Below are 25,441 nucleotides of genomic sequence, written 5' to 3'. Positions count from 1 at the left end.
GACTCGGACTGGTCTCGATACTGGATACGATCAACCGGCTTAGCCGCATAGCTTGAACCGCCGTGTACGGAACCGTACGCACGGTGGTGTGAGAGGACGGCGGGTGTGAGCCCGCCTCCTACTCGATATCTGTAAGGATCACGGGGGCCTGCACCGGCCCTATCGCCGGCAAGCCAGCTCCAACCGGTAACCCGCTGGCCTCGGCCCTTGTGATACCCCTGTGGGAGCTGACTTGCCGGCGATGAGGCCGGTGCAGGCAACTTCCGCTATCATTCGGGCATTTTTCAGGGGGAACACGCGGATGCTCAACGGCCTTTGGCTCGGCTTTTTCCTGGTGGCGGCGGTGTCTGCCCTGGCCCAATGGGTGATTGGTGGCAATGCCGGTATCTTCGCCTCAATGGTCGAAAGCATCTTCGCCATGGCCAAGCTGTCGGTCGAGGTGATGGTGTTGCTGTTCGGCACGCTGACCCTGTGGCTGGGCTTTCTGAAGATTGCCGAAAAGGCCGGCATCGTCGAATGGCTGGCCAAGGTGCTGGGCCCGTTATTCGCCCGCCTGATGCCGGAAGTGCCGCCCGGCCACCCGGCCCTGGGCCTGATCACCATGAACTTCGCTGCCAACGGCCTGGGCCTGGACAACGCCGCCACCCCGATTGGCCTCAAGGCCATGCGCGCGCTGCAGGAGCTGAACCCCAGCAGCACCACGGCGAGCAACGCGCAGATCCTGTTCCTGGTGCTCAACGCTTCATCGCTGACCCTGCTGCCGGTGACCATCTTCATGTACCGGGCCCAGCAAGGGGCGCCGGACCCGACCATGGTGTTCCTGCCGATTCTGCTGGCCACCAGTGTCTCGACCCTGGTCGGCCTGCTGTCGGTCGCGGTAATGCAGCGCCTGCGCCTGTGGGACCCGGTGGTGCTTGCCTATTTCATCCCCGGCGCCTTGCTGCTGAGTGGCTTCATGGCGTTTCTCGGCACATTGTCGGCCGCTGCGCTGGCCAGCCTGTCGTCGATCCTGGGCAACCTCACGCTGTTTGGCGTGATCATGTTGTTCCTGGTGATTGGCGCCTTGAAGCGGGTGAAGGTGTATGAAGCCTTTGTCGAAGGCGCCAAGGAAGGCTTCGACGTGGCCAAAAACCTGTTGCCCTACCTGGTGGCGATGCTGGTGGCGGTCGGTGTGCTGCGCGCTTCAGGCGCCCTGGAGCTGGCCCTGGACGGCATCCGCCATGCCGTCGGCTGGATGGGCCTGGATACCCGCTTCGTCGAGGGCCTGCCCACCGCGCTGGTGAAGCCGTTTTCCGGCAGCGCGGCGCGCGCGATGCTGATCGAGACCATGCAGACACAGGGCGTGGACAGTTTTCCGGCCCTGGTAGCGGCGACGGTGCAAGGCAGTACCGAGACCACCTTCTATGTGCTGGCGGTGTACTTTGGCGCGGTCGGTATCCAGCGCGTGCGCCACGCGGTTGGTTGCGCACTGCTGGCCGAGCTGTCCGGGGTGATCGCGGCGATCTTCGTCTGCTACTGGTTCTTTGCCTGAGCCTGCCGTGGCACCTGATTGGTCTGGGTGACGGTCCATCCCACCACTTGCCCCACCAACTGGTCGCTGGCCGAGCCGAACCCGGCGACCACCGCTGAAACTTGCCTGTCGGCCAGCGGCTGGCGCACTTCGAAGCGCTTGCTGGCGAGGATACGCTGGGTGCGGCCCTGCACCAGGCGCGCGTCGTAGCGGATCACCACCTCCACCGTTCCGTCCGGGCGGTATTCACTCTGGAACGCCTGCAGCTCACCCGCCAGCTCGTAGTCGGCCTGCAGGTTGCTGTCGTCGGCGCTCAGCCGCTGTACCTGGCCGTCCCGCTGGAAACCGTCGAGCAGGCGGTTGCGCAGCAGTACCGGCACCGCGTCGCTCCAGCGGGCGCCCTTGTAGCTGCTGATCACATCGCCCTGCGGAATCACGGCAATCCGCGGACCGGCCAGCGCTTCGCTGGCCAGTGGTTTGTTCAGGCGCAACGACCAGTCCAGCGGCGCCACGGTGCGGCTGGCCTGGTTCACCGGCAGGCGGTAGAGGTCGACAGGTTCGGCCTGCGGCAGGATAGAGCAGGCACTGGCCAGGCTCAGGGCGGCCGCCAGGGCCAGCAGGCGCAGCGACGGTTTCATGGCTGGAACTCCTTGTTGTTGTCGCGGCCGAGCAGGTAGCCGCTGGGGTCGGCCTCCAGTTGCCGGGAAATACCCTTGAGCGCGTTGAGGGTTTCGCGCAGTTCGCGAATGGCTGGGGTCAGCTGGTTGAGGCCCTGGGCACCGTCGCCGATAGCCTCGCTGTTGTTCTTGAGCAGGCTGTTGATGGTGGCGGTGCTTTCAGCCAGCGACTGCATGGCCTGCTCGGCGCTGCCGATGGCCTGTTTGCCCTGGGTGCCCAGCAGGCCGTTGGCATTGCGCATCAGCGTTTGTGTTTCTGCCAGGGTGGCGCTGGCCTGCTTGCCCACCTGCACCAGCTGTTCGATGGCCTCGCCGATGCTGCCGTGCTGGCCGGCGAAGGCGCCGGTGGTCTTGTCGAGGTTGGCCAGCGTGTTGCTGAGGTGGCCGATGTTGTCCTCGGAGAACATCTGGTTGGCGTTGTGCAGCAGCAGGTTGATATTGGTCACCAGGTCGCTGCTGTCATTGAGCAGGCGCGAGATTGGCGAGGGTGATGCAATGATCACCGGCAGCTTGCCATCCTTGCCTTTCAGTTCCGGGCTTTGCGGGGTGCCGCCGCTGAGCTGGATGAACGAGTTCCCGGTAACACCGGCCAGGGTGAGCTTGGCCTGGGTATCTTCCTTTACCGGGGTGTCGCCGCTCAGGCGCACCCGTGCCAGTACCCGGCGTGGGTCTTTCGGATCCAGGCGCAAGGTGGACACGTCACCGACCTTGATGCCGTTGTACTGCACCGGGCTGCCGCGCGACAGGCCGGACACCGCCTCGTTGAATACCACTTCGTAATCCTTGAAAGCGTCGTCGACGCTGGACTTGGCCAGCCACAGGCCGAACAGCATGGCGCCAGCCACTACCAGAACGGTGACCAGGCCGATAAGAACGTGATGGGCTCGGGTTTCCATTGCTCAGCGCTCCTGCCCGGCACGGGTGGCAGCCTGTTCGGCTGCGCGCCCGCGGGGGCCGTGAAAGTATTCTTGAATCCAGGCGTCGTTGGTCTGTTCGACCTCGGCCAGCGGGCCGGCCACCAGGACCTTTTTCTGCGACAGCACCGCGATGCGGTCGGTGATGGTGTACAGGGTGTCGAGGTCGTGGGTGATGAGGAACACTGACAGGCCCAGGGCGTCGCGCAAGGTCAGGATCAACTGGTCGAATGCAGCGGCGCCGATCGGGTCCAGGCCGGCGGTGGGCTCGTCGAGGAACAGGATATCGGGGTCCAGTGCCAGGGCCCTGGCCAGCGCCGCGCGCTTGATCATGCCCCCTGACAGCGAGGACGGGTACTTGTCGGCGGCCGAGATCGGCAGCCCGGCCAAGGCCAGCTTCACCCCGGCCAGGTGTTCGGCATCGGCGCGGGACAGCCCTGCATGCTCGATCAGTGGCAAGGCCACGTTCTCGGTCACCGTCAGCGAAGAGAACAGCGCGCCCTTCTGGAACAATACGCCAAAGCGCCGTTCAACCAGCGAGCGCTGCTGTTCACCGAGGCCGACAAGGTCCTGGCCGAATACCTTGATCTGCCCCTCATTGGGCCGGCGCAGGCCGATGATGCTGCGCAGCAGTACCGATTTGCCACTGCCTGAGCCGCCGACCACGGCCAGGATCTCGCCGCGATACAGGTCCAGGTCCAGGTTTTCATGCACAACCTGACGACCGAAACGGTTGCAGATGCCGCGGGCCTCGATCACGGTTTCCTTGCCACTCACCAGCCCATCTCCATGAAGAACAAGGCGGCCACCGCATCCAGCACGATGACCACGAAAATCGACTGCACTACCGCTGAGGTGGTGTGCGCGCCTACCGATTCGGCGCTGCCGCTGACCTTGAAGCCTTCCAGGCAGCCGATGGCGGCGATCAGGAAAGCGAAGAACGGCGCCTTGGCCAGGCCGACCAGGAAGTGCTGCACACCGATGTCGCTTTGCAGCAACGACAGGAACATGGCCGGTGAAATGCCCAGCGACAGGGCACACACCACCGCGCCGCCGACGATGCCGCAGATCATCGCCAGGAAGGTTAGCAAGGGCAGCGAAATAAGCAGGGCCAGCACCCGTGGCACTACCAGCAGCTCCATGGGGTTCAGGCCCAGGGTGCGGATGGCGTCGATTTCTTCATTGGCCTTCATCGAGCCGATCTGCGCGGTGAAGGCGCTGGCGGTGCGCCCGGCCATCAGGATGGCGGTGAGCAGTACGGCGAATTCGCGCAGGAACGAGAATGCCACCAGGTCGACGGTGAACACGGTTGCGCCAAAGTCGGCCAGTACCGTGGCACCCAGGAAGGCCACCACTGCGCCGACCAGAAAAGTCAGCAGGGCGACGATGGGTGCGGCGTCCAGGCCGGTCTGTTCGATGTGCGCCACGACCGGGGTCAAGCGCCAGCGATGGGGTTGCAAGGCACGGCGCAGCACGGTCTCGAGGATCACACCGATAAAGCCGAGCAACTGCATGGTGTCTTGCCACAGCGTGCCGACGGCGCGGCCGATGCGCTCCAGCAGTAGCAGCAGCACGTTGCGCTCTGGCTCCTTGACCGGAATACAGTAGTCCTGGACCGAGCAATAGACGTTCTTGAGCAACGCGCGGCTGGCTTCGGGCAGCTCGTCCGTGCAGCGCGACAGGCGCTCGGAGCCGAGCAGTTCGGCCAGCAACGAGGCGCCGGCGGTGTCCAGGCGGCCTAGCTGGCTGAGGTCGGCAACAGTATCGGTACTGGATTGCGCGCGCAGGCGCTCGCTTTCGCGCTTGAGGCTGGCGTAATGCGCCAGGGTCCAGTCACCGGTAATGCGCAGGCAAGCCGGCTGGCTGCTGGTATCCAGGGTGGCGCTGGGGGTGGTCATTGGCTCCATGCGATTGACTCGGCGCTAAGGCTTAGGGGCTGATCATAGCGCAGCGGGCATGGGCTGTTTGGTGATTATGTGCTGTCTAGAAGGGGCTGGGGCCGCAAAGCCGCCCCTTTCAATCATTGTGTCGGGTTGTCGTCGACCACCTTGAAGCGCAACACGCCAATCACCTGCCCGTCCTCGGTCAGCACCCTCACCTGCCACTTGCCCGCCGGGTTGGGCGGGAAGTTCTGCTTGTGGGTCCAGGCCCGGTAGCCTTCCTTGCGCCCGCCATGGATGTCCAGGGCAATGCGGTCGACTTCCTTACCGTCTTTCTGCCACACGTGGTAGATGCGCTCGTTCAGGCCGCGTGGCGCGTTGATTGCGGTGTAGGCATACAGCCCGCTGCTGCGGATGCGGCTGGCAGCGATTTCGTCCAGCGAATCGCCAGGCTGGCGGTTGAGTACTTCGGTGCTCACTGCCACCTCGGTCATCCATAAAGTTGCTGGTGGCACCCAGGAACGCAGCAGCCAGCCGCCGGCGCCGACCGACAAGGTCACCAGCACCAGAGCCACGCCGCGGCGCCAGCTGTTGACCGGAAAGCTGCTCGCCAGGCTGGGGAACGACAAGGCCATCGCCGTGATCAAGGCCAGCTTGAAGCTCTGCGCGGTGGTCAGGTGCAGGATGATCGGCAGCGCGGTCAGCAGTGCGGCGAACAGGGTCAGGGTGTGCAATGCCAGGAACAGCCAGCGCCGCGGTGCCAGCCACTTGTAGTACAGCGGGTCGATGATCGAAACCAGCCCGGCGGCACCCAGCAGCCCGGTGAACACCAGTTGGCTGCTGTTCCAGGTGGTGGTGATGAAGAAGAACGGCAGCACGAAAAACAGCGTTTCCTGGTGGATCATCTGCGTCGCATAGCGCAACAGTGGCTGTGGGATTTCGCGGTTGAAGGTACGAGCGAACAGGCCGGTGAGGGTGTTTTCCAGCATCAGCCAGACCCAGCTGACCAGCATGAGCACGGCCACCCAGCTGGCCAGGCCGGCTTGGCGGTCAACCAGGATGAAGCTGCCGACGCCGGAGAGAAAACCGCCGAGCGCGATGATGCCGGGGTAGCGTTTGAGCAGTTCGATGATGCGCTGGACGATGCGGGGGATCTGGGGCATTGGGGGCTACAACAAAGAAGGAGGTGGCTGTGCCGGCCCCTTCGCGGGTAAACCCGCCCCTGCAGGTGGCGCAGGAGCGAGTTACCCCACGAAGAGGCCGGTACTGGCAAAAGGATACCGCCGATTCACCGCTTCCGTGTAGCACCACTGGGCCGTTGAGGGCCCTGGCGGCGCCAACGCAACAGGCCCGCAGCCAGAATCAGCCCGACCAGCAAGGCGACCAGCCCATAGAGCTCGTCATAACCCAACAGCGGCTTCTCGATGCGCACATAGCCCTGTTCCTTGAGCAGCTCTTTCAACGCCGCATTGGCCTGCTCCAGGCTGACCTGGCGCAGTTTGCGCACCGGGTTGGCAAAACGCCCGTCCGTGTAGTCGTTCAGCGCGCCCCAGTAGTAGTCGGCCAGCGCGCTATTGCCCTGGGTGCTCCAGCTTTCCTTGGCTGCGCTGGCGTACTTGATGCGGGCAAAGGTGTCCGGGTCGAGGCCGTCCTTGCGCAGGTGGTCGAACAGCGCCTGCATGACTTGGACCGCCTTGTCGACATCGTCACGTTCCAGGTCGGCATTGAGGCTGAGCAGGCCGGTGTCGCCGAAGCTTTCGCGTTGCACCGACGGGCCATAGGACAGCCCGTTGCGCAGGCGCAGCTGGTCATACAGCGCCCAGTCAAGGTAGCGCGAGAGCAGGTCGAGGGTGGCCTGGTGGTCGTTGTCCAGCACCGGCTCGATGAACAGCCAGTGCAGCTTCACGCTGTCGCCCAGCCAGCCGCGGCTTAGGTCGCGGCGTTGCTCGGCCTGATGGGTGATGCTTTCCAGGTTGCGACGTTCTTCCGGCTCGGTTGCCGGCAGCTCGCCAAAGGTCCGTTCGAGGTAGGCCGGCAGCAGGCGATCGAGGCCACCGACCAGGATCAGGGTCATGTTGTTGGCCGCGTACCAGTGCTCGCGCAAGGCTTGTACCTGCTCCAGGGTCATGTCGTCGACATCGGAGCGTTCCGGGCACTTCAGGCCCAGCTCGGTGGCCAGTTGGTCGCTGGCGGGGTGGCCGATGTCCTGGCGGTCGAGCCAGCGCTGCAGGTGGCCATAATGGCCGCCATCCTCACGCTCGATAATGCGCTTGGCGGTGGCCAGGGCCTTGGCATCGATGCGGGTGTCGCGAATCACCGCCAGCAGCAGGTCCAGTACCTTGCGCTGATTACGCGCCGGGGCCTCGATGACGAAGGTGGTATCGGCGCTGCTGGTAAAGGCATTCCACTCGCCACCCAGTGCTTGCAGGCGTTCTTCCAGGCCTCCTTCGCCGGTTTCGTCGATGCCGCTGAACAGCAGGTGCTCAAGCAGGTGCGGCAGCTCTTTCTGCGCGCAGTCAAAGTCATCCAGGCCAACCCCGACCACCAGGCGAATCGCCACATGGTCACGCTCGTAACCGTCTTTCAGGATGACCTGCAGGCCGTTGGGCAACAAGTAACCCTCAACCCGCGAGCGGTCGAGGGCCAGTGAGGGCAGGCTGCAGATCAGCAGGCAAACGAACATCAGGCAACGCATGGGCGAGCTTAGGTCCTCGGGTGGAGAAATCACGGCAATCGGGCTTCGTCCGGCACGCTGTCGAGCATCAGCCCGCCCGTGTCCGAGCCGCCCAGTACCACATAGGCACTGCTACAGAACAAAGAGTTCAACCGCTTCATGTCGGCGATCAGCTCCAAGTGTAGCGAACTGGTCTCGATGCTTTGCACCACCTTGCGTTGCAGGCGGCTGACATGGGCGTGGGCAAGCCGCCGTTCCTGGGCGCGGAAACGGCGTTTTTCGCGCAGCAGCAAACGGGCGCTTTCCGGATCGGCACTGAGGAACACCGACAGGCCCAGGCGCAAGTTGGCCAGCAATTGTTCCTGCAGGCCGGTCAGCTCTTCCAGCCCCACCTGGGAAAAGTCGCGGCGCTGACTGGTTTTCTGCTGCTGGACCTTGCGCAGCATCCGTTCGATCAGGTCGCAGGCCAGCTTGAGGTTGATTGCCAGTTCGATGATTTCGGCCCAGCGGCGGTTGTCCTGTTCGCTGAGGTCTTCGCGCGACATCTGCGCCAGGTACAGCTTGATCGCGCTGTAGAGGGCTTCGGCATCCTCGCCCAGGGCGCGGACCTGCTGCGGCAACGCGGTCTGGGTGCCGCGCAAAGCGCCGAGCATGGCTTCGAGCAGGTTGTCGACGATATCGCCCAGGCGCAGGGTTTCGCGCGCGGCGTTGGCCAGTGCCAGGCTGGGCGTTTCCAGCGCCGAGGTGTCGAGGTGGCGCGGGCGCACCTGGCCATTGCTGGCTTCCCGCTCCGGCAACAGGCTGTTGCACAGCCGGCCCATGGGCTTGACCGTGGGCAGCATGATCACGCAGCGCAGCGTGTTGTAGAGCAGGTGGAAGCCGATGACCAGTTCCTGCGGGCTGAAACTCAGCGAGTCCATCCATTCGACCAGCGGATGCAGTACCGGGATTATCAGTAGCAGGCCGATCAGCTTGTACAGCAGGCTGCCCAGGGCGACTCGCCGCCCGGCGGCGTTCTGCATGCTGGTGCTGATGAAGGCCAGCAGACCGCTGCCGATGTTGGCGCCGACCACCAGGCCGATGGCTACCGGCAGGCTGATCACTTCGGCGCCGGCCAGCGTCGCGGTGAGCAGCACGGCGGCGAGGCTGGAATAGGACACCATGGCGAACAGTGCGCCGACCAGGGCATCGAGCAGAATGTCGCCGGTCAGCGACGCGAACAGTACTTTTACCCCTTGGGCATGGGTGATCGGCGCAGCTGCCTGCACGATCAGCTCCAGTGCCAGGATGATCAGGCCAAGCCCTATGCCTACCCGGCCCAGTTGCCCGGCGCGCGTCTGCTTGCGCGAGAGAAAGAAGATGACTCCCAGGAAGATCAGCAGCGGCGACAGCCAGGACAGGTCGAAGGTCAGTACTCGGGCCATCAGCGCGGTACCCACATCGGCCCCGAGCATGATCGCCAGCGCCGGGGTCATGGCCATCAGGCCCTGGCCGACGAATGAGGTGACCAGCATGGCGGTGGCGTTACTGCTCTGCACCATGGCGGTGACGAGGATGCCGGCAATGAACGCAAGCGGTCGCTTGTTCATGTTCTGGCTGATGATGCGCCGCAGGTCCGAGCCGAATACCCGGAGGATGCCGGTACGCACGATATGGGTGCCCCAGACCAGAAGTGTCACGGCTGAAAGCAGGTTGAGCAGGGTCAGCATGGCGAAGGCCCCCTGTTGCATAGGCCCAGCGGGCCAAGAGAAGAAGCGTGAGCGGTTGAAGAATTTTCAGTGCTCACTCAAAGCTTTAGTTGTTTTGCACAGCTGTCGCCAGCTTCGCACGAAGGTCTTCCATTTGAAACACGGCAAAAATGAAAAGGGCCCCGAAGGGCCCTCAAGATGCTGCGCTCCGTGATCTTACTGACCCGGGATGTCTTTGCGCAGTTTCACCGGGTCTTGCTCCTTGCCGTCCTTGCGGGCCAGCGCAGTGCGCATGCGGATGTTGATGGCCTCTACCGCCAGCGAGAAGGCCATGGCGAAGTAGACGTAGCCTTTCGGCACATGCACGTCGAAAGCCTCGGCGATCAGTACGGTACCCACCACGATCAGGAACGAAAGCGCGAGCATCTTCAGCGACGGGTGTTTGTCGATGAAGTTGCTGATGGCACCGGCGCACAGCATCATCACCAGCACAGCCACGACGATGGCTGCGATCATCACTGGTACGTGGGAAACCATGCCCACCGCCGTGATCACCGAGTCCAGCGAGAACACGATATCGATGATGGCGATCTGGATGATGGTGTAGAAGAACTTGCCACCTGCGCCTTTGGGCGTGTCGGCGTTTTCGTCCTCGCCCTCCAGGCCGTGGTAGATCTCCTGCGAGCTTTTCCACAACAGGAACAGGCCACCGAAGAACAGGATCAGGTCACGTCCGGAGATGCCCTCGCCGAACACCACGAACAGGTCGGCGGTAAGCCGCATGACCCAGGTGATCGACAGCAACAGCATGATGCGGGTGACCATGGCCAGGGCCAGGCCGAAGATCCGGGTGCGAGGCTGCATGTGCTTGGGCATGCGGCTGACCAGGATCGAGATCATGATGATGTTGTCGATGCCGAGCACGATCTCAAGCGCGGTAAGGGTAAAAAAGGCAACCCAGATTTCCGGGCTGGTCAGCCATTCCATGTGTTTTCCTTCAAGCGGTAATGGCAACGCGCCCTAACCAGGGCGCGTCGCGGTAGGTAATACGCGTTTATTAAAGACTACTGAACAGCGGAAAAATGCCCATCAGCAATGCGGCGAGCATTATGCACAGGCACACCAGCACTGCCCACTTCAAGGTGAAGCGCTGATGGTCACCGAACTCGATGCCGGCCAGTGCCACCAGCAAGTAGGTGGAGGGTACCAAGGGGCTGAGCAGGTGTACCGGCTGCCCGACGATCGACGCACGGGCCATTTCCACCGGGGTGATGCCGTAGTGGCTGGCGGCCTCGGCCAGTACCGGCAATACGCCGTAGTAGAAGGCGTCGTTGGACATGAAGAAGGTGAACGGCATGCTCACGATCGCGGTGATCACCGCCAGGTACGGGCCCAGTGCCTCGGGGATGACTGCCAGCAGGCTCTTGGACATGGCGTCGACCATGCCGGTGCCCGACAGGATACCGGTGAAGATACCGGCGGCGAAGATCAGCCCGGTCACGGCCAGCACGCTGCCGGCGTGGGCGGCGATGCGGTCCTTTTGCTGCTGCAGGCACGGGTAGTTGACGATCATGGCGATGCTGAAGGCGATCATGAACAGCACTGGCAGCGGCAGCACACCGGCAATCAGCGCCACCATCAGCGCCGCAGTCAGGGCACCGTTGAAGTACAGCAGCTTGGGCCGGCGTGCTTCCGGGTACTGCGATACGCTGATTTTGCTGTGGTCGATGTCGTCGGTAGGCAGGTGCAGTTCGCCCAGGCGGGCCCGCTCACGCTTGCCGTACAGGTAGGCAATGGCCAGGATCGCCAGCACGCCAAACAGCATAGCCGGGATCATCGGCACGAAAATGTCCGACGGGTCGACATGCAGGGCGCTGGCGGCGCGGGCTGTGGGGCCACCCCAGGGGGTCATGTTCATCACCCCGCCGGCGAGAATGATCAGGCCGGCCATGATCCGCGGGCTCATGCCCAGGCGGCTGTACATCGGCAGCATGGCGGCGCAGCAGATCATGTAGGTGGTGGCGCCGTCACCGTCCAGCGAGACCACCAGGGCCAGCACGGCGGTACCGACAGAGACTTTCAGCGGGTCGCCCTTGACCAGCTTGAGGATCTTGCGCACGGCCGGGTCGAACAGGCCGGAGTCGATCATCAGGGCAAAGTAGAGGATGGCGAACATCAGCATCACGCCGGTCGGCGCAAGCTTGCTGATGCCTTCGAGCATCATCGGGCCGATCTTGGCGGAAAAGCCGCCGAACAGGGCGAACAGGATCGGTACCAGGATCAGCGCGATCAAGGCCGACAGGCGCTTGGTCATGATCAGGTACATGAAGGTGATGACCATGGCAAAGCCGAGGAAGGTCAGCATGGCAATACTCCAGGCGTGGCGCGGCGAAAGGTAAGTCGATTCGGGCGGATCAGCGCGTGGGGCGCTGTGCAGGGAGCATGCGAAGGGGGACTGCGAAAAGGCGGGCACAGGAATACATCAGAATCACCATTGTTGTTGTTGATTGGGCCGGGCGCGGTGTTTACCGGGTGCCCTGGCTGACCGGTCTTGTGCCGGTAGTGGGGGCTATCCTATGAGCACAAGCTTTCAGCCAGCTTTCGCTGATGCAAAGGCGACGAGAGGTAGGTGATGCACGATGTAACCGAAGGTGGCTGCCATTGCGGCGCATTGCGGTACCGGTTGGTGGGTGAGCTGACCGATATTGCCCATTGCCATTGCTCGATCTGCCGGCGGGTGAGCGGCGGGCTGGTGGTGACCTGGCTCACCCTGCCCCGCTCAGGTTTCCAGTGGCTGCAAGGTGAACCGGGGTGCTATGTGGCGCCGGCCAGTTGCAGCCGGTACTTCTGTGGGCATTGCGGGGCGCATGTGGCGTTGGTGACCACGCACAGCCCGGAGACGGTCGATGTGACGGTGGCGACGCTGGACCACCCGGAGCGGGTACGGGCCAACCGGCATATCTGGGTAAGCAGCCGGTTGCCGTGGTTGCATCTGGATGAGGATCTGCCAGAAGAGGACGGCGAAATCCAGTAAGGGATTGTGCCGGTACAGCCATACTTACAACTGCAGGCCACCCGCGGCTTTATGCAGCGCCCGTAAATGCTCGCCGATCTGCTTCACATTGGCTTCGACCGCGGCAATTTCCTTGGCGCGCGAAGGCTCCAGCAGCGCCCTCACCTCCTTGTCCAGGCTGGTGCTCAAGCGCAACAGCTGCGCCTGGCGCTCGCTGCTCACCTTCTCCAGGTGCTTGCGCTCCTCTGGCTGCGGCAAACCATAGCCCTTGGCATCGAGCAATTCTGCCGGGCGGCTGAGGAAGCCGCTGTTGGCAAGCATCTGCTTGAGCGTCGCGTCGGCTTTGTTGATGCTGCCATCTTTCAGCGCGGCGGCATTCAGGTAGCGCTGTTTCACCTCGTCCTGGGCCAGCAGCAGTTGCCGGCGCAAGCTGGCCTGCTCGAGCAGCAGCAAGGCCGCGCTGGTGCGCAGGTCGGCCTGGGCGAACCAGGGGCGGCGTTGTTCGGCGTCCTGGGCCAGCCAGTCTTCCACCAGCGCTTGCTTGATCGGCAACTGCTTCTTCAGCACCTCGAACATGGCCTGGTAGCGATCTCGGTAGGAGTCGAAGCGGTAGCCCAGGCGCAGGGCCTCTCGCGGGTCGTCGAGCACGCTGGTATCGGCCAGCCCCCTGCCCTTGAGCACCGCCAGCAAGCCATTGGGCATGATGCTGTCGAGGTCGTTCAGGCGTGAGTTGGCGGTGCCGCTGCGCAGCAGCTTCAACGACTCGACCGCGCAGTTGTTGGACAGGAACCAGTAGTTGCCGTCGTAGCTCCAGTGCATCTCGGCGGCCTGGCGCACCAGGTTCTCAACTTCTTCACGGTTCAGCTTCAAAGGCACCGAGGCCAGGCTGCGCAGCTCGGTCTTGGTGTATTCGTCGATCACCTGGCCCAGCGGCAGCACGAACAGCCGCGACGGGTAGACACCGATCAGGCCGTCCCAGCTGGACAGCTGCACATCGTTGACAAAGGCGCGGTACGACAGCACCAGGCTCTGTTCGAGGTCCAGGCGGCAGTCCGGCCCGCGAGGCCGGCCAGGCTTGCAGATCACCAGGCGCAGCATGCTGTGGCCCCAACGGCTGACCAGGTTCTGGTTGGCTTCGGCCAGCAAATAGTCCACTTCGTAGACCCGCTCGGGGTCGATTTCACCCAGCGGCTGGCGGGCGAAGTCGCTGCCGGCATTGATGAAGGGCAGGCCCTTGGCGCAGGTGTCCTGTTGCGGAGCCCAGCCGAAGTGCTCGCGTAGGTACTGGTTTAGCGCCGGGCGGCGGCAGCCGTAGCTCGGGTCGAGAAGGAAATACTCCATGTTGACCGCGATGTATTCCTTGGGGCTGCTCAGCTCGTAGCTATCGGGGCTGCGCACGAACTGGCCATTGTGTTGTTCGCGCTCGCCGCGCCGGCCCACGTACTGTTGCCAGCCGGCCAGGTCGAGCAGGCGCGGGTCGTCGCTGAGGGTGAAACGCCGCTCGGCCTGGCCACGGCACTCCTCGCGCAGGCCGATCTTGCCCAGCGTGCCTTGCTGGCGCTTGCAGCGGGCGATCAGCGAATTTTCGGCGCTGGGCCACAGCCGGGCGCGGTCGTAGATATGGGTCAGCTCGTGCAGCACGGTGGCCAACAGCTCTTCACGCACTGTGCCATGGGGGCGATCGGTGCGTTGACTGGCGGCGCTGCCATCGGCAAGGCCGGGCAGCAGGCTGCGATTGAGTTCAAGGGTGGAAACCAGCGAGGCCTGGCCATAGGCGTCTGCTGGCATCTTGTCGCTCCAGCTGACCAGCACGCGGCGGTCCAGCTGTTGCTTGAAGCGTGGCGGCAACTTGCCCAGGGCCTCGTCGAGGAGGGCCTGGGTGGCTTGGGTTTGCTGCGGGTCGAGGCCAGATGCCTGCAGCTCAAGCTGCAGGTCGGCCAAGGCGGGCGTGCCGAGCAGCGTCAGGGCGCAGCCGAGCAGCCAGGCGCGCACGCCGTTCACAGGGCCAGAATGGCTTCGGCCAGCACTTGGTCGCTGGCGCCTCGCGCTTCTGGCACGCGCTCGCGCAAGGTGTTGAAGGCCGCTTCGAGCTGGGCGCCGCGGATGTCGCCATTGCTGGCGACGAAGCTGGCAGCGTCGTCGTGGGCTTCGCGTACTACCTTGGAGTCGCGAATCGAGGTGGTGGTGTCAGAGGTGAAGTCGATCGAACGGCCAAAGGCACGCACGATGATGTTGCTGGTGGCCACCAGGGTCTGTGCCTGAGCCAGGTCGGCCAGCAGCAGCATGCCGAGGGTAGCGGCAATCAGCGGTTTACGCATGGAGCATCTCCGAAAAATACAGGGAGTCAGTTGTTGCTATTGGACGAGAATTGCCTGCGCCAGTTCCAGATCACCGACGGTGTGTCGTGAGCAATTGTGGCGTAATGATTCCAGCGCTGCTTCCAGCCGTGCACCGCGGATCTGGCCGTCGCTGGCGACAAAGGCAGCGGCGTCGTCGCGGGCCTGGCGGACCAGCTTGCGGTCGAACGGTGCGGTGGTCACCTGGCTGGTGACGTAGCCGGTGATGACCAGGCTTTGCGTGGTGGTATCCATGGCATGGGCGCTGGCCATGCCAGCGACGGAGAACAGCAGCGGCAACAGATAACGCATGGGCTCCACAACAACTGGAAAACGTGGGGGCAAGGGTGGGCGAGGCTGTGCTGGTGACCAGCACAGCCGTATGGCTCAGCCGGGATCAGATCGCCAGGATGGCCTGGGCCAGTTGCGCGTCAGTGGCCTGCAGGGCCGGCATTTGCGAGCGGATGTGCAGGAAAGCGCTTTCCAGCTTGGCACCGCGGATGTCCCCTTGGCTGCCAACGAAGCTGGCAGCGTCGTCACGGGCGGCCTGGACGATCTTGTCGTCACGGAACGAAGAGGAAACATCGGAGGTAGCATCGGTGGACGCGGCTACAGCGCCAACGACGGCGTCGGTGGTGACAACGAAGCTGGTGGCGTGTGCAGTGCCTGCCAGGCTCAGCATCAGGGCAGCGCCAATCAGGTAATTACGGGACATGATGGTGGACTCCTGGACTTGGGTCGGGTGTTCTGTTTATCGGACGCACGGATAGCGCGTCTCGGTACTTTTTACAGCGGTTCTACCAGACTGTTAAGCGAAGCGTATCACGCGCGGGTGTTTCTGGATGTTAATCAACAGCGCGCAAAGCAACTGTACCTGTCGTAATCCGAAAATTTGAAACTGTACCTGTTGCGAGCGGAACGCTCTAGCCGGCGCCCTTAAAAACAAAAAACCCGCTGCAGTCACCTGCAGCGGGTTCTTGAAATTCGCGGTGCCGGCCGAAGCCGGCAAGCCGGAGCTTAACGCCAGAAAGGCTTGCTCAGCTCTTCGTAACGCTGCGACTCGCTGATACCGGCATCAGCCAGCAGGCGGGCGTCCAGGCGAGCCAGTTGACGGCGGCTGGCCATGCGGCGCTGCCACAGCAGCAGGGTGGACAATGCGCGCAGCGGCATCGAGGCGTTGGATTGCTGGGTGTTGCTTTCAAAAACGAGACCGGAACTGAGGGTACGTTCCATGATGCTTCATCCTTCCGCTTATGGCGGGATTAGGTAGTGGTTTAACTGATGCCAATGATCCTCCTCTCTTGTCCATAACAGTAGATACAGTTCTGTTGAAAGACGATGGCTCAGTTAACTGTGTAACCCTACTGTTGCACTCGAAATTGGCGTAACTGTACTGGTCTGCACATTATTGGTGCGTTTTGAGGTTGGAGGCGGATAGGGCAAGCTAAAGGCTGGTAGAAATACCAGTACAGTAGGACAGTTTATGATCGCAGTTATGTTGAGGAGTTGAGCGGCGTGTCGCGAACACTCCGCAAAGCGGTGGCTGGCACCGGCTGTGCCGGTGTGGGCGATTAAAGCCGCTCCTGCAGAGAGCGTTATCGGGACAGCAGTGTTGCCCTGCTATCCCAACCAGAGGTGGATCAGCTAGCCAGCATGCGCCCGGTTTCTTCCAGGTTTTCGTGCCAGCTCAGTGCTTCACGCAGGATATGCGGGGTATGGCCGCCACGTTCGCAGGCGCGATCGAAGTAGTCGTTCAGCGCCGCCCGGTAGTCAGGATGAACACAGTTGTCGATGATCGCCCGTGCGCGCTCGCGCGGCGCCAGGCCTCGCAGGTCGGCCAGGCCTTGCTCGGTGACCAGGATGTCCACGTCGTGCTCGGTGTGGTCGACATGGCTGACCATCGGCACCACGCTGGAAATCGCCCCGCCTTTGGCAATCGACTTGGTGACGAACACGGCCAGGTGGGCATTACGGGCAAAGTCACCCGAGCCACCAATACCGTTCATCATCCTGGTGCCGCACACGTGGGTGGAGTTGACGTTGCCGTAGATATCGAACTCCAGTGCGGTGTTGATGCCGATAATGCCCAGGCGACGCACTACTTCCGGGTGGTTGGAGATTTCTTGCGGACGCAGTACCAGCTTGTCCTTGTAGCGCTCCAGGTTGCCGAACACGTCAGCATTGCGGCGGGTCGACAAGGTGATCGAGCTGCCCGAGGCGAAGCTGAGTTTGCCGGCGTCGATCAGGTCGAAGGTGGAATCCTGGAGTACTTCGGAGTACATGGTCAGGTCTTCGAACGGCGAGTCGATCAGGCCGCACATCACCGCGTTGGCGATGCTGCCGATACCGGCCTGCAGCGGGCCGAGCTTGTTGGTCATGCGGCCAGCGTCGACTTCCTTCTTGAGGAAGTCGATCAGGTGGTCGGCGATGCCCTGGGTTTCGCCATCCGGCGGCAGCACGGTGGACGGTGAGTCCGGCTGGTTGCTGATGACGATGCCGACGATCTTGGCCGGGTCGATCGGGATTGCGCTGCTGCCGATGCGATCATCGACCTTGACCAGCGGGATTGGCGTGCGGGTCGGCCGGTAGGTCGGGATATAGATGTCGTGCAGGCCTTCGAGGTTGGTGTTGTGCGAGAGGTTGATCTCGACAATCACCTGCTTGGCGAAGATCGCAAAGCTGGCCGAGTTGCCCACCGAGGTGGTCGGCACGATGTGCCCTTGCTCGGTAATGGCCACGGCTTCGATCACGGCGATGTCCGGCAGCTTGAGCTGCTGGTTGCGCAGTTGTTCGACGGTTTCAGACAGGTGCTGGTCGATGAACATCACCTTGCCATCGTTGATGGCCTTGCGCAGGGTGCTGTCGACCTGGAACGGCATGCGGCGAGCCAGCACGCCGGCCTCGGTCAGTTGCTTGTCCAGGTCGTTGCCCAGGCTGGCGCCGGTCATCAGGCTGATTTTCAGTGGCGACTGCTTGGCACGTTCGGCCAGGGCATGCGGTACGGCCTTGGCTTCGCCGGCGCGGGTGAAACCGCTCATGCCGACGGTCATGCCGTCCTCGATCAGACCAGCGGCATCAGCCGCACTCATTACCTTGCTGTGCAGGGAGGACAAGCGGATACGATCACGGTACATGGATTGTTATCTCGGGCTACTGAAACTACTGCAGCGCAGTCTAGAGACTTCGCCCATTGCCGTCCCACGACCATGGTCGTATGAGAGGCACTGGAGTAGAGCCGTTGATCCGGATCAACAAAAGAAAAGCCCCGGTACATGCTGACCGGGGCTTCCTTTATATCAACTGGTTTGCAGCGGGCGTCATTCCACCGCCTTGACCATGTCTTCGATGACTTTCTTGGCGTCGCCGAACACCATCATGGTCTTGTCCAGATAGAACAGCTCGTTGTCCAGGCCGGCATAGCCGCTGGCCATGGAGCGCTTGTTGACGATGATGGTCTTGGCCTTGAACGCTTCGAGGATAGGCATGCCGGCAATCGGCGACTTGGGGTCGTTCTTCGCCGCCGGGTTGACCACGTCGTTGGCACCGAGCACCAGAACCACGTCGGCCTGGCCGAATTCGGCGTTGATGTCTTCCATCTCGAACACCTGGTCGTAAGGCACCTCGGCTTCGGCGAGCAGCACGTTCATGTGCCCGGGCATCCGCCCCGCCACGGGGTGGATCGCGTATTTCACGGTCACACCGTTGTGGGTCAGCTTCTCGGTCAATTCCTTCAGCGCGTGCTGGGCACGGGCAACCGCCAGGCCGTAGCCAGGGACAATGATCACGCTGTCGGCATTGCTCAGCAGGAAGGTGGCATCGTCGGCCGAGCCGGACTTCACCGGGCGCTGCTCTTTCGAACCTTGCGCCGCGCCGGCATCGGTATCACCGCCGAAACCGCCGAGGATGACGTTGAAGAACGAACGGTTCATCGCCTTGCACATGATGTACGAAAGGATCGCACCGGACGAGCCGACCAGCGAGCCGGCAATGATCAGCATCGAGTTGTTAAGCGAGAAGCCGATACCTGCTGCTGCCCAGCCCGAATAGCTGTTGAGCATCGACACCACTACCGGCATGTCTGCACCGCCAATAGGGATGATGATCAGCACGCCCATGATGAAGGCCAGGACCAGCATCAGGGTGAAGGCGCTGTAATGGCCGGTGAAGGTGAACAGCAGCCCCAGCGCAATGGTGGTCAGGCCGAGGATCAGGTTCAGCTTGTGCTGGCCGGCGAACTGTACCGGTGCGCCCTGGAACAGGCGGAACTTGTACTTGCCCGACAGCTTGCCGAAGGCGATCACCGAACCGGAGAAGGTGACTGCACCGATGGCTGCACCGAGGAACAGCTCCAGGCGGTTGCCGGTGGGGATCGGGTCGCTGATGGCGGCAACGATACCCATAGATTGCGGTTCGAGCACGGCGGCGATGGCGATGAAAACCGCAGCCAGGCCGATCATGCTGTGCATGAAGGCGACCAGCTCGGGCATCTTGGTCATCTCGACGCGCTTGGCCATGATCGAGCCGGCGGTGCCGCCGATCAGCAGGCCGACCAGCACGTAGCCGATGCCGGTGGTAGCCCCGCCGTTGCCAACAGAGAGCGCCGCGAGCTTATAGATGAGGCCCACCGTCGTGAGGATGGCGATCCCCATGCCGATCATGCCGTACAGGTTGCCGCGCCGCGACGTGGTCGGGTGCGACAGGCCCTTGAGCGCCTGAATGAAGCAGATCGAGGCGACGAGGTAGAGGAGCGTTACCAGATTCATGCTCATGCTTACTTCTGCGCCTCGTTCTTGGTTTTCTTCTTGAACATCTCAAGCATGCGGCGGGTGACCAGGAAGCCACCGAACACGTTGACTGCGGCCAGTGCTACGGCAAGGGTACCCATCAGCTTGCCTGCCGGGGTCACGGTCAGCGCGGCGGCCAACATGGCGCCAACGATGACGATCGCCGAAATGGCGTTGGTCACGGCCATCAATGGGGTGTGCAGCGCCGGGGTGACGTTCCAGACCACGTGGTAACCCACATAAATGGCCAGCACGAAGATGATCAGGTTGTAGATGCCATGGGAAATCAGCATGTCTTCCATTGTCGTGCTCCTTAGCCGTTCTTGCGGACGACTTGACCATCGCGGCACATCAGGCAGGCCGCGACGATGTCGTCTTCGAGGTTGATGACCAGTGCGCCGTCCTTGTCGAACAGCAGCTTCGTGAAGTCCAGCAGGTTGCGTGCGTACAGCGCCGACGCATCGGCACCCACCTGGGCCGGCAGGTTGGTCGGGCCGACGATGGTCACCCCGTTCTGTTGCACCACTTGGTCGGCGACGGTGAGCGGGCAGTTGCCGCCCTGGGCTGCGGCGAGGTCGATGACCACCGAACCTGGCTTCATCTGCGCAACGGTTTCGGCACTGAGCAGGGTCGGCGCCTTGCGCCCGGGAATCAACGCCGTGGTGATGACGATATCCGCCTGCTTGGCACGCTCATGCACGGCCTGGGCCTGGCGTTGCATCCAGCTTGCCGGCATTGGTCGCGCATATCCGCCGACGCCTTCGGCGCATTCGCGCTCCTCGTCGGTCTCGTAGGGCACGTCGAGGAATTTGGCGCCCAGCGATTCGATCTGCTCCTTCACTGCCGGGCGCACATCAGACGCTTCGATCACTGCCCCCAGCCGCTTCGCCGTGGCGATGGCCTGCAGACCGGCAACGCCCGCCCCAAGGATCAGTACCCGTGCGGCCTTTACGGTGCCGGCCGCCGTCATCAGCATGGGCATGAAGCGCGGGTAGTGATGGGCAGCCAGCAACACTGCCTTGTAACCGGCGATGTTGGCTTGCGACGACAGCACGTCCAGGCTTTGTGCCCGTGAGGTGCGTGGCGCGGCTTCAAGGGCAAAGGCGGTAATACCGCGTTCGGCCATCTTGCCGATCAGCTCGCTGTTGAAGGGGTTGAGCATGCCCGCCAGCAGGCTGCCGCTGTTGATCAGGGCCAGCTCCTGGTCGTTGGGCGCGACCACCTTGAGTACCAATTGGGCGCCGTAGGCATCGGCCGCACTCCCCAGGGAAGCGCCCACGGCCTCATAGGCACTGTCCGGAATGCTGGCGTTTAGCCCTGCCCCCCGTTGGACGGTGACCTGATGGCCCTGGCCAATCAGTTTCTTGATGGTTTCCGGGGTCGCTGCGACCCTTGTCTCACCGGTCTGCGTCTCGAGAGGAACACCAATGTGCACGACTATTTCTCCTGCGGTGACCTTTGTCTTTGTAAAAGCCAGCACACTGCGGATGGTGAGCTGGGGCGGCTGTGGAGCGCCAACCCGCCGTATCCCGGGCGGGCGAAGCATTTTGCAGACGAACCCGGGGGTCTTCAACCGGTTATGGAGCGAAACGAACTCAAAACTACAAGTCACCCTGTGACCGCATGTCGCAGCACTACAGCTGCAGCCTCTCAAACATGGGCTATTGGCAGGGTAGAAGAAAAAATCAAAATATTTCAGGGCACTTCGCTTACGACTGGGTGAATGTCGCAAAATAGCCCGCAAAGCCGCGTAATAAGCAGGGTTAAAGGGTATTTTTATGCCTGCGTAACAGTTTGCGATAATGCGACAAATACATACATCTGTAGGTGTTTAAAATAATTGACTACCGAGTCAAGTTATCGCAGGTTCATGCTTTGCCTATATAGGCCTGGGCCTGGTGCAGCAGCCAGTCGCGAAAGGCACGCAGCGAGCCAGACTCGACCTTGCGCTCCGGAATCATCAGATAGTAGGCCTTGTCGCTACTCAGGGCGTGTCTGTTAGCGACCACCAACCTACCTTCCTCCAACTCGCGCTGAATCAGGAACGGCGGAATCAGGGCGATACCCATGTCGTGCATGGCCGCCTGGGCGAGCATCGAGAATAGTTCATAGCGCGGGCCTGTCATGTCGCGTTCCATATTCATGCCCAGGCTGCCGAACCACTGCCGCCAGGCGTACGGGCGGGTGCTCTGCTGCAGCAGTGGCAGTTGCCCGATGCGCCGCGCCTCCAGCATGCCCTCCTCGCCCAGTAGTGCCGGGCTGCACACCGGCACCGGGTTCTCCCCCATCAGCCGGTGCGACTGGGTGCCCGACCAGTCGGCATCGCCAAAGTAGATGGCGGCATCGAAGGTAGTGTCGGCGAACAGAAACGGGCGTGTGCGGTTGGTGAGGTTGACCGTGACCTCGGGGTGGCATTGCTGGAAGTCTTTCAGGCGCGGTAGTAGCCACTGGGTGCCAAAGGTGGGCACTACCGCCAGTTCGATCACATTGGCGCCCTGTTGGCGCATTACAGAGAGTGTGTCGCGCTCCACGGCGTCCAGTTGCGCGGCTATCTGGCGGCTGTAGGACAGGCCTGCTTCGGTCAGCTTCACGCCCCGTCGCGAGCGCCGGAACAGTTCGACATTAAGGAACGCCTCCAGGCCGCCTATCTGCCGACAGACAGCGCCCTGGGTCAGGGCGAGTTCCTGGGCGGCCTTGGTAAAGCTCTCGTTGCGCGCCGCTGCTTCGAAGCAAACCAGGGCGGCGGTACTGGGGATCTTGCGGCGCATGTACGTCAACCTCACTCGTAAGGCAGTCAATATGGCGTTTTGCCGATTTACGAAGTGACAAATTATCACTAATAGGTGCGCAATCCTCGTTTGTCCCGCCGGCCAATCAGGCCTAGGCTCAAAGGCACAAGAAACTGCCCCCTATTTCGAGGATTTCGCTCATGGCCGGTAAAGCAAGCTTCAACTGGATCGACCCGCTGCTGCTCGATCAGCAGCTCACTGAAGAAGAGCGCATGGTGCGTGACAGCGCTTATCAGTTCGCCCAGGACAAGCTGGCCCCGCGTGTGCTCGAGGCCTTCCGTCACGAGCAGACCGACCCGGCGATCTTCCGCGAGATGGGTGAAATCGGCTTGCTGGGGGCAACCATTCCCGAACAGTACGGTGGCAGTGGCCTGAATTACGTGTGCTACGGCCTGATCGCTCGAGAGGTCGAGCGTATCGACTCGGGCTACCGGTCGATGATGAGCGTGCAGTCGTCCCTGGTAATGGTGCCTATCAACGAATTCGGCACCGAAGCGCAAAAACAGAAATACCTGCCCAAGCTGGCCAGCGGTGAGTGGATCGGTTGCTTCGGCCTCACCGAGCCCAATCATGGCTCCGATCCTGGGTCGATGATCACCCGTGCCAGGAAGGTCGACGGCGGCTATCGCCTCACCGGCAGCAAGATGTGGATCACCAATAGCCCGATCGCCGATGTATTCGTGGTCTGGGCCAAGGATGATGCGGGTGATATTCGCGGCTTTGTTCTGGAGAAAGGCTGGGAAGGCCTCAGCGCCCCGGCGATCCATGGCAAGGTCGGCCTGCGTGCCTCTATCACTGGCGAAGTCGTCATGGACAACGTATTCGTGCCGGAAGAAAACATCTTCCCCGACGTGCGTGGGCTGAAAGGCCCGTTCACCTGCCTGAACTCGGCCCGCTATGGCATCTCCTGGGGCGCGCTGGGCGCCGCCGAGGCCTGCTGGCACACCGCACGGCAGTACACCCTGGACCGCCAGCAGTTCGGTCGACCTTTGGCTGCGAATCAGTTGATCCAGAAGAAGCTGGCGGACATGCAGACTGAAATCACGCTGGCCTTGCAGGGGTGCCTGCGCCTGGGGCGCATGAAAGATGAAGGTACGGCTGCGGTGGAAATCACCTCTATCATGAAGCGGAATTCCTGCGGCAAGGCCCTGGATATCGCGCGCATGGCACGTGACATGCTGGGCGGCAACGGCATCTCCGACGAGTTTGGTGTGGCCCGTCACCTGGTCAACCTTGAGGTGGTCAACACCTATGAAGGTACTCACGACGTGCATGCACTGATCCTGGGGCGTGCGCAGACCGGTATCCAGGCCTTCTATTAACAAGGAGCCAGCCCATGGGCGCGCTATCACATCTGCGGGTACTGGACCTTTCGCGCGTGTTGGCCGGCCCATGGGCTGGCCAGATCCTCGCTGACCTTGGTGCCGACGTGATAAAGGTGGAACGCCCTGGCAGTGGCGATGATACCCGCTCATGGGGGCCGCCCTTCCTCAAGGACGCCGAGGGTGAGAACACCAGCGAGGCGGCGTATTACCTTTCGGCCAATCGCAACAAGCGCTCGGTAACCATCGACTTCACGCAGCCCGAAGGGCAACGCCTGGTGCGTGAGCTGGCGGCCAAGTGCGATATCGTCATCGAGAACTTCAAGGTTGGCGGGTTGGCTGCCTACGGCCTGGACTATGCGAGCCTGAAGGCGCTCAACCCGCAGCTTATCTATTGTTCCATTACCGGCTTCGGCCAGACCGGGCCCTATGCCAGGCGCGCGGGCTATGACTTCATGATCCAGGGGCTTGGGGGGCTGATGAGCCTGACGGGCCGCCCGGAAGGCGAGGACGGCGCAGGCCCGGTCAAGGTGGGTGTCGCCCTTACCGACATTCTTACCGGGTTGTACTCCACTGTGGCCATGCTTGCCGCGCTCGCCCACCGAGACAAGGCTGGGGTGGGTCAGCATGTAGATATGGCACTGCTCGATGTGCAGGTGGCTTGCCTGGCGAATCAGGCAATGAACTACCTGACTACGGGCAACCCGCCTCGCCGCCTGGGTAATGCGCACCCTAATATTGTGCCCTATCAGGACTTCCCGACGGCGGATGGCGACTTCATCCTTACCGTGGGTAATGACGGCCAGTTCCGCAAGTTCGCCGAGGTGGCAGGGCAGCCGCAATGGGCGGACGATCCACGCTTTCTTACCAATAAGCAGCGCGTGGCCAATCGTGGCGAGCTGATTCCGTTGATCCGTCAGGCCACGGTATTCAAGACCACGGCCGAGTGGGTCAGCCAGCTGGAGGCAGCGGGCGTACCCTGCGGTCCTATCAATGATCTGGCGCAGATGTTCCAGGATCCTCAGGTGCTGGCGCGTGGGCTGGCAGTGAAGATGCCGCATGCGTTGGCGGGCAGCGTGCCGCAGGTCGCCAGCCCGATACGGTTGTCGGAGACGCCGGTTGAATATAGAAGGGCTCCGCCGCTGTTGGGGGAGCATACCGAGGTGGTGCTTGGGGAGGTGCTGGGGTTGGATGCTGCTCAGGTGCAACGTTTGCGCGACGCCGGTGTGCTCTAGAAGGGTTGGGTTCCAATGAAAAGCGGGGAGGCCGTCAGGCCTCCCCGCTTGCTTCTCAGCGATATCAGCCTTTCTTGAAATTAAAGGTTGACGCCCTCTCGAATCCCCTTATAATGCGCCCCACTTCCAGCGACAACGGAACGACAAACTCCTTGAAATTCAACGAGTTAGGTAGTTCAGAAGATGCTGTAAGGGCTTCGATCGAAAGATCGGCAGCGGTGATAAAGGCAGTTGACAGCGGATTTAAACGCTGTATTATTCGCCTCCCGCTACGAGAGATCGCAGCGAGCCAAGTGTTTGAAGCTAAACGAGTTTCTCGGAAAAACTTCAAAATAAACGCTTGACAGGCTCTGAGGAAAGCGTAGAATGCGCGCCTCGGTTGAGACGAAAAGCTCTTAACCAAACGCTCTTTAACAAATTGAATCAAGCAATTCGTGTGGGTGCTTGTGAGTACGGACTGATAGTCAGAAAGATTATCAGCATCACAAGTGGCCATGCGAGAAATCACATAGTCATTTGAGATTGCTGAGCCAAGTTTAGGGTTTCTTAAAAACCCAAGCAGTATTGAACTGAAGAGTTTGATCATGGCTCAGATTGAACGCTGGCGGCAGGCCTAACA

The 25,441-nt window shown here is 62.1% G+C and carries 24 protein-coding genes; 4 read left to right on the top strand and 20 right to left on the bottom strand.

All coding sequences use genetic code 11. From position 1 onward, the window contains the following. The first annotated feature begins 301 nt into the window (after positions 1-301). Positions 302-1,531, top strand: a complete 1,230-nt coding sequence (locus HP546_RS07360) for a nucleoside recognition domain-containing protein (RefSeq protein ID WP_172221839.1) — start codon at positions 302-304, stop codon at positions 1,529-1,531. On the opposite strand, the gene HP546_RS07355 is transcribed toward HP546_RS07360, so the two are convergent. The 9 genes from HP546_RS07355 to HP546_RS07315 form a co-directional block, all read right to left on the bottom strand. Continuing rightward, on the bottom strand, positions 1,513-2,148 hold the full coding sequence (locus tag HP546_RS07355; protein WP_172221836.1) for an ABC-type transport auxiliary lipoprotein family protein: 636 nt from the start codon (positions 2,146-2,148) through the stop codon (positions 1,513-1,515). The genes HP546_RS07360 and HP546_RS07355 overlap by 19 nt on opposite strands. Beyond that, positions 2,145-3,083 carry an MlaD family protein gene (locus HP546_RS07350; RefSeq protein WP_172221834.1) on the bottom strand — a complete coding sequence of 313 codons (939 nt, stop codon included), beginning with the start codon at positions 3,081-3,083 and terminating at the stop codon, positions 2,145-2,147. The genes HP546_RS07355 and HP546_RS07350 overlap by 4 nt, the downstream gene beginning before the upstream one ends. A 3-nt stretch (positions 3,084-3,086) precedes the next feature. Continuing rightward, positions 3,087-3,878: an ABC transporter ATP-binding protein gene (locus HP546_RS07345; protein ID WP_172221831.1), complete on the bottom strand. Its 792-nt coding sequence runs from the start codon at positions 3,876-3,878 to the stop codon at positions 3,087-3,089. Continuing rightward, positions 3,875-5,008, bottom strand: a complete 1,134-nt coding sequence (locus HP546_RS07340) for an ABC transporter permease (protein ID WP_172221828.1) — start codon at positions 5,006-5,008, stop codon at positions 3,875-3,877. Before HP546_RS07340 ends, HP546_RS07345 begins: the two co-directional genes overlap by 4 nt. 113 nt (positions 5,009-5,121) lie before the next feature. Continuing rightward, positions 5,122-6,144 carry a DUF5924 family protein gene (locus HP546_RS07335; protein WP_172221825.1) on the bottom strand — a complete coding sequence of 341 codons (1,023 nt, stop codon included), beginning with the start codon at positions 6,142-6,144 and terminating at the stop codon, positions 5,122-5,124. A 125-nt stretch (positions 6,145-6,269) separates the two neighbouring features. Next, positions 6,270-7,676, bottom strand: coding sequence for a pitrilysin family protein (locus HP546_RS07330; RefSeq protein ID WP_172221822.1), 1,407 nt, complete (start codon positions 7,674-7,676; stop codon positions 6,270-6,272). Between the two features lie 29 nt (positions 7,677-7,705). Beyond that, positions 7,706-9,364: a Na/Pi cotransporter family protein gene (locus HP546_RS07325; protein WP_172221819.1), complete on the bottom strand. Its 1,659-nt coding sequence runs from the start codon at positions 9,362-9,364 to the stop codon at positions 7,706-7,708. Positions 9,365-9,559: 195 nt separating this feature from the next. Beyond that, positions 9,560-10,330: a TerC family protein gene (locus tag HP546_RS07320; RefSeq protein ID WP_172221816.1), complete on the bottom strand. Its 771-nt coding sequence runs from the start codon at positions 10,328-10,330 to the stop codon at positions 9,560-9,562. Between the two features lie 70 nt (positions 10,331-10,400). After that, entirely contained in the window at positions 10,401-11,708 is a 1,308-nt protein-coding gene (locus HP546_RS07315; RefSeq protein ID WP_172221813.1) for a CitMHS family transporter, read from the bottom strand. Positions 11,709-11,975: 267 nt separating this feature from the next. On the opposite strand from HP546_RS07315, the gene HP546_RS07310 reads away from it, so the two are divergent. Then, positions 11,976-12,377: a GFA family protein gene (locus HP546_RS07310; RefSeq protein WP_172221810.1), complete on the top strand. Its 402-nt coding sequence runs from the start codon at positions 11,976-11,978 to the stop codon at positions 12,375-12,377. 24 nt (positions 12,378-12,401) lie between these two features. Here HP546_RS07310 and HP546_RS07305 read toward each other — a convergent pair whose 3' ends face one another. The 10 genes from HP546_RS07305 to HP546_RS07260 form a co-directional block, all read right to left on the bottom strand. Further along, positions 12,402-14,357 carry a DUF4105 domain-containing protein gene (locus HP546_RS07305; RefSeq protein ID WP_172221807.1) on the bottom strand — a complete coding sequence of 652 codons (1,956 nt, stop codon included), beginning with the start codon at positions 14,355-14,357 and terminating at the stop codon, positions 12,402-12,404. Further along, positions 14,354-14,674, bottom strand: a complete 321-nt coding sequence (locus tag HP546_RS07300; RefSeq protein WP_012316830.1) for a DUF2388 domain-containing protein — start codon at positions 14,672-14,674, stop codon at positions 14,354-14,356. The genes HP546_RS07305 and HP546_RS07300 overlap by 4 nt, the downstream gene beginning before the upstream one ends. A gap of 36 nt (positions 14,675-14,710) precedes the next feature. Next, positions 14,711-15,004: a DUF2388 domain-containing protein gene (locus HP546_RS07295; protein WP_172221804.1), complete on the bottom strand. Its 294-nt coding sequence runs from the start codon at positions 15,002-15,004 to the stop codon at positions 14,711-14,713. A gap of 85 nt (positions 15,005-15,089) precedes the next feature. Beyond that, positions 15,090-15,407: a DUF2388 domain-containing protein gene (locus HP546_RS07290; protein ID WP_172221801.1), complete on the bottom strand. Its 318-nt coding sequence runs from the start codon at positions 15,405-15,407 to the stop codon at positions 15,090-15,092. Positions 15,408-15,709: 302 nt separating this feature from the next. After that, positions 15,710-15,925, bottom strand: a complete 216-nt coding sequence (locus HP546_RS07285; protein WP_172221798.1) for a DUF1127 domain-containing protein — start codon at positions 15,923-15,925, stop codon at positions 15,710-15,712. Positions 15,926-16,332: 407 nt separating this feature from the next. Further along, entirely contained in the window at positions 16,333-17,826 is a 1,494-nt protein-coding gene (locus HP546_RS07280) for an acetyl-CoA hydrolase/transferase family protein (RefSeq protein ID WP_172221795.1), read from the bottom strand. Positions 17,827-18,009: 183 nt separating this feature from the next. Further along, positions 18,010-19,461 carry an NAD(P)(+) transhydrogenase (Re/Si-specific) subunit beta gene (locus HP546_RS07275; protein ID WP_172221792.1) on the bottom strand — a complete coding sequence of 484 codons (1,452 nt, stop codon included), beginning with the start codon at positions 19,459-19,461 and terminating at the stop codon, positions 18,010-18,012. Between the two features lie 2 nt (positions 19,462-19,463). Then, positions 19,464-19,778 carry an NAD(P) transhydrogenase subunit alpha gene (locus tag HP546_RS07270; protein ID WP_003256966.1) on the bottom strand — a complete coding sequence of 105 codons (315 nt, stop codon included), beginning with the start codon at positions 19,776-19,778 and terminating at the stop codon, positions 19,464-19,466. Positions 19,779-19,789: 11 nt separating this feature from the next. Beyond that, the gene (locus HP546_RS07265; RefSeq protein WP_172221789.1) at positions 19,790-20,911 is read right to left on the bottom strand and encodes a Re/Si-specific NAD(P)(+) transhydrogenase subunit alpha; all 1,122 of its coding nucleotides are present in this window, start codon (positions 20,909-20,911) and stop codon (positions 19,790-19,792) included. Between the two features lie 433 nt (positions 20,912-21,344). After that, a complete protein-coding gene (locus tag HP546_RS07260) occupies positions 21,345-22,244 on the bottom strand; it encodes a LysR family transcriptional regulator (RefSeq protein ID WP_172221786.1) in 900 nt (299 codons plus the stop codon). Between the two features lie 161 nt (positions 22,245-22,405). On the opposite strand from HP546_RS07260, the gene HP546_RS07255 reads away from it, so the two are divergent. After that, positions 22,406-23,587, top strand: coding sequence for an acyl-CoA dehydrogenase (locus HP546_RS07255; RefSeq protein WP_172221783.1), 1,182 nt, complete (start codon positions 22,406-22,408; stop codon positions 23,585-23,587). Between the two features lie 14 nt (positions 23,588-23,601). Next, positions 23,602-24,822, top strand: coding sequence for a CaiB/BaiF CoA-transferase family protein (locus tag HP546_RS07250; RefSeq protein WP_172221780.1), 1,221 nt, complete (start codon positions 23,602-23,604; stop codon positions 24,820-24,822). A gap of 64 nt (positions 24,823-24,886) precedes the next feature. Here HP546_RS07250 and HP546_RS31085 read toward each other — a convergent pair whose 3' ends face one another. Beyond that, entirely contained in the window at positions 24,887-25,408 is a 522-nt protein-coding gene (locus HP546_RS31085) for a hypothetical protein (RefSeq protein WP_218584459.1), read from the bottom strand. Positions 25,409-25,441: the final 33 nt, after the last annotated feature.

The organism is Pseudomonas sp. CM25, assembly GCF_013179705.1.
GTDB lineage: Bacteria > Pseudomonadota > Gammaproteobacteria > Pseudomonadales > Pseudomonadaceae > Aquipseudomonas.
The sequence above is the reverse complement of the archived record's forward strand: the minus strand, read 5'-3'. Positions and strand labels throughout refer to the sequence as shown.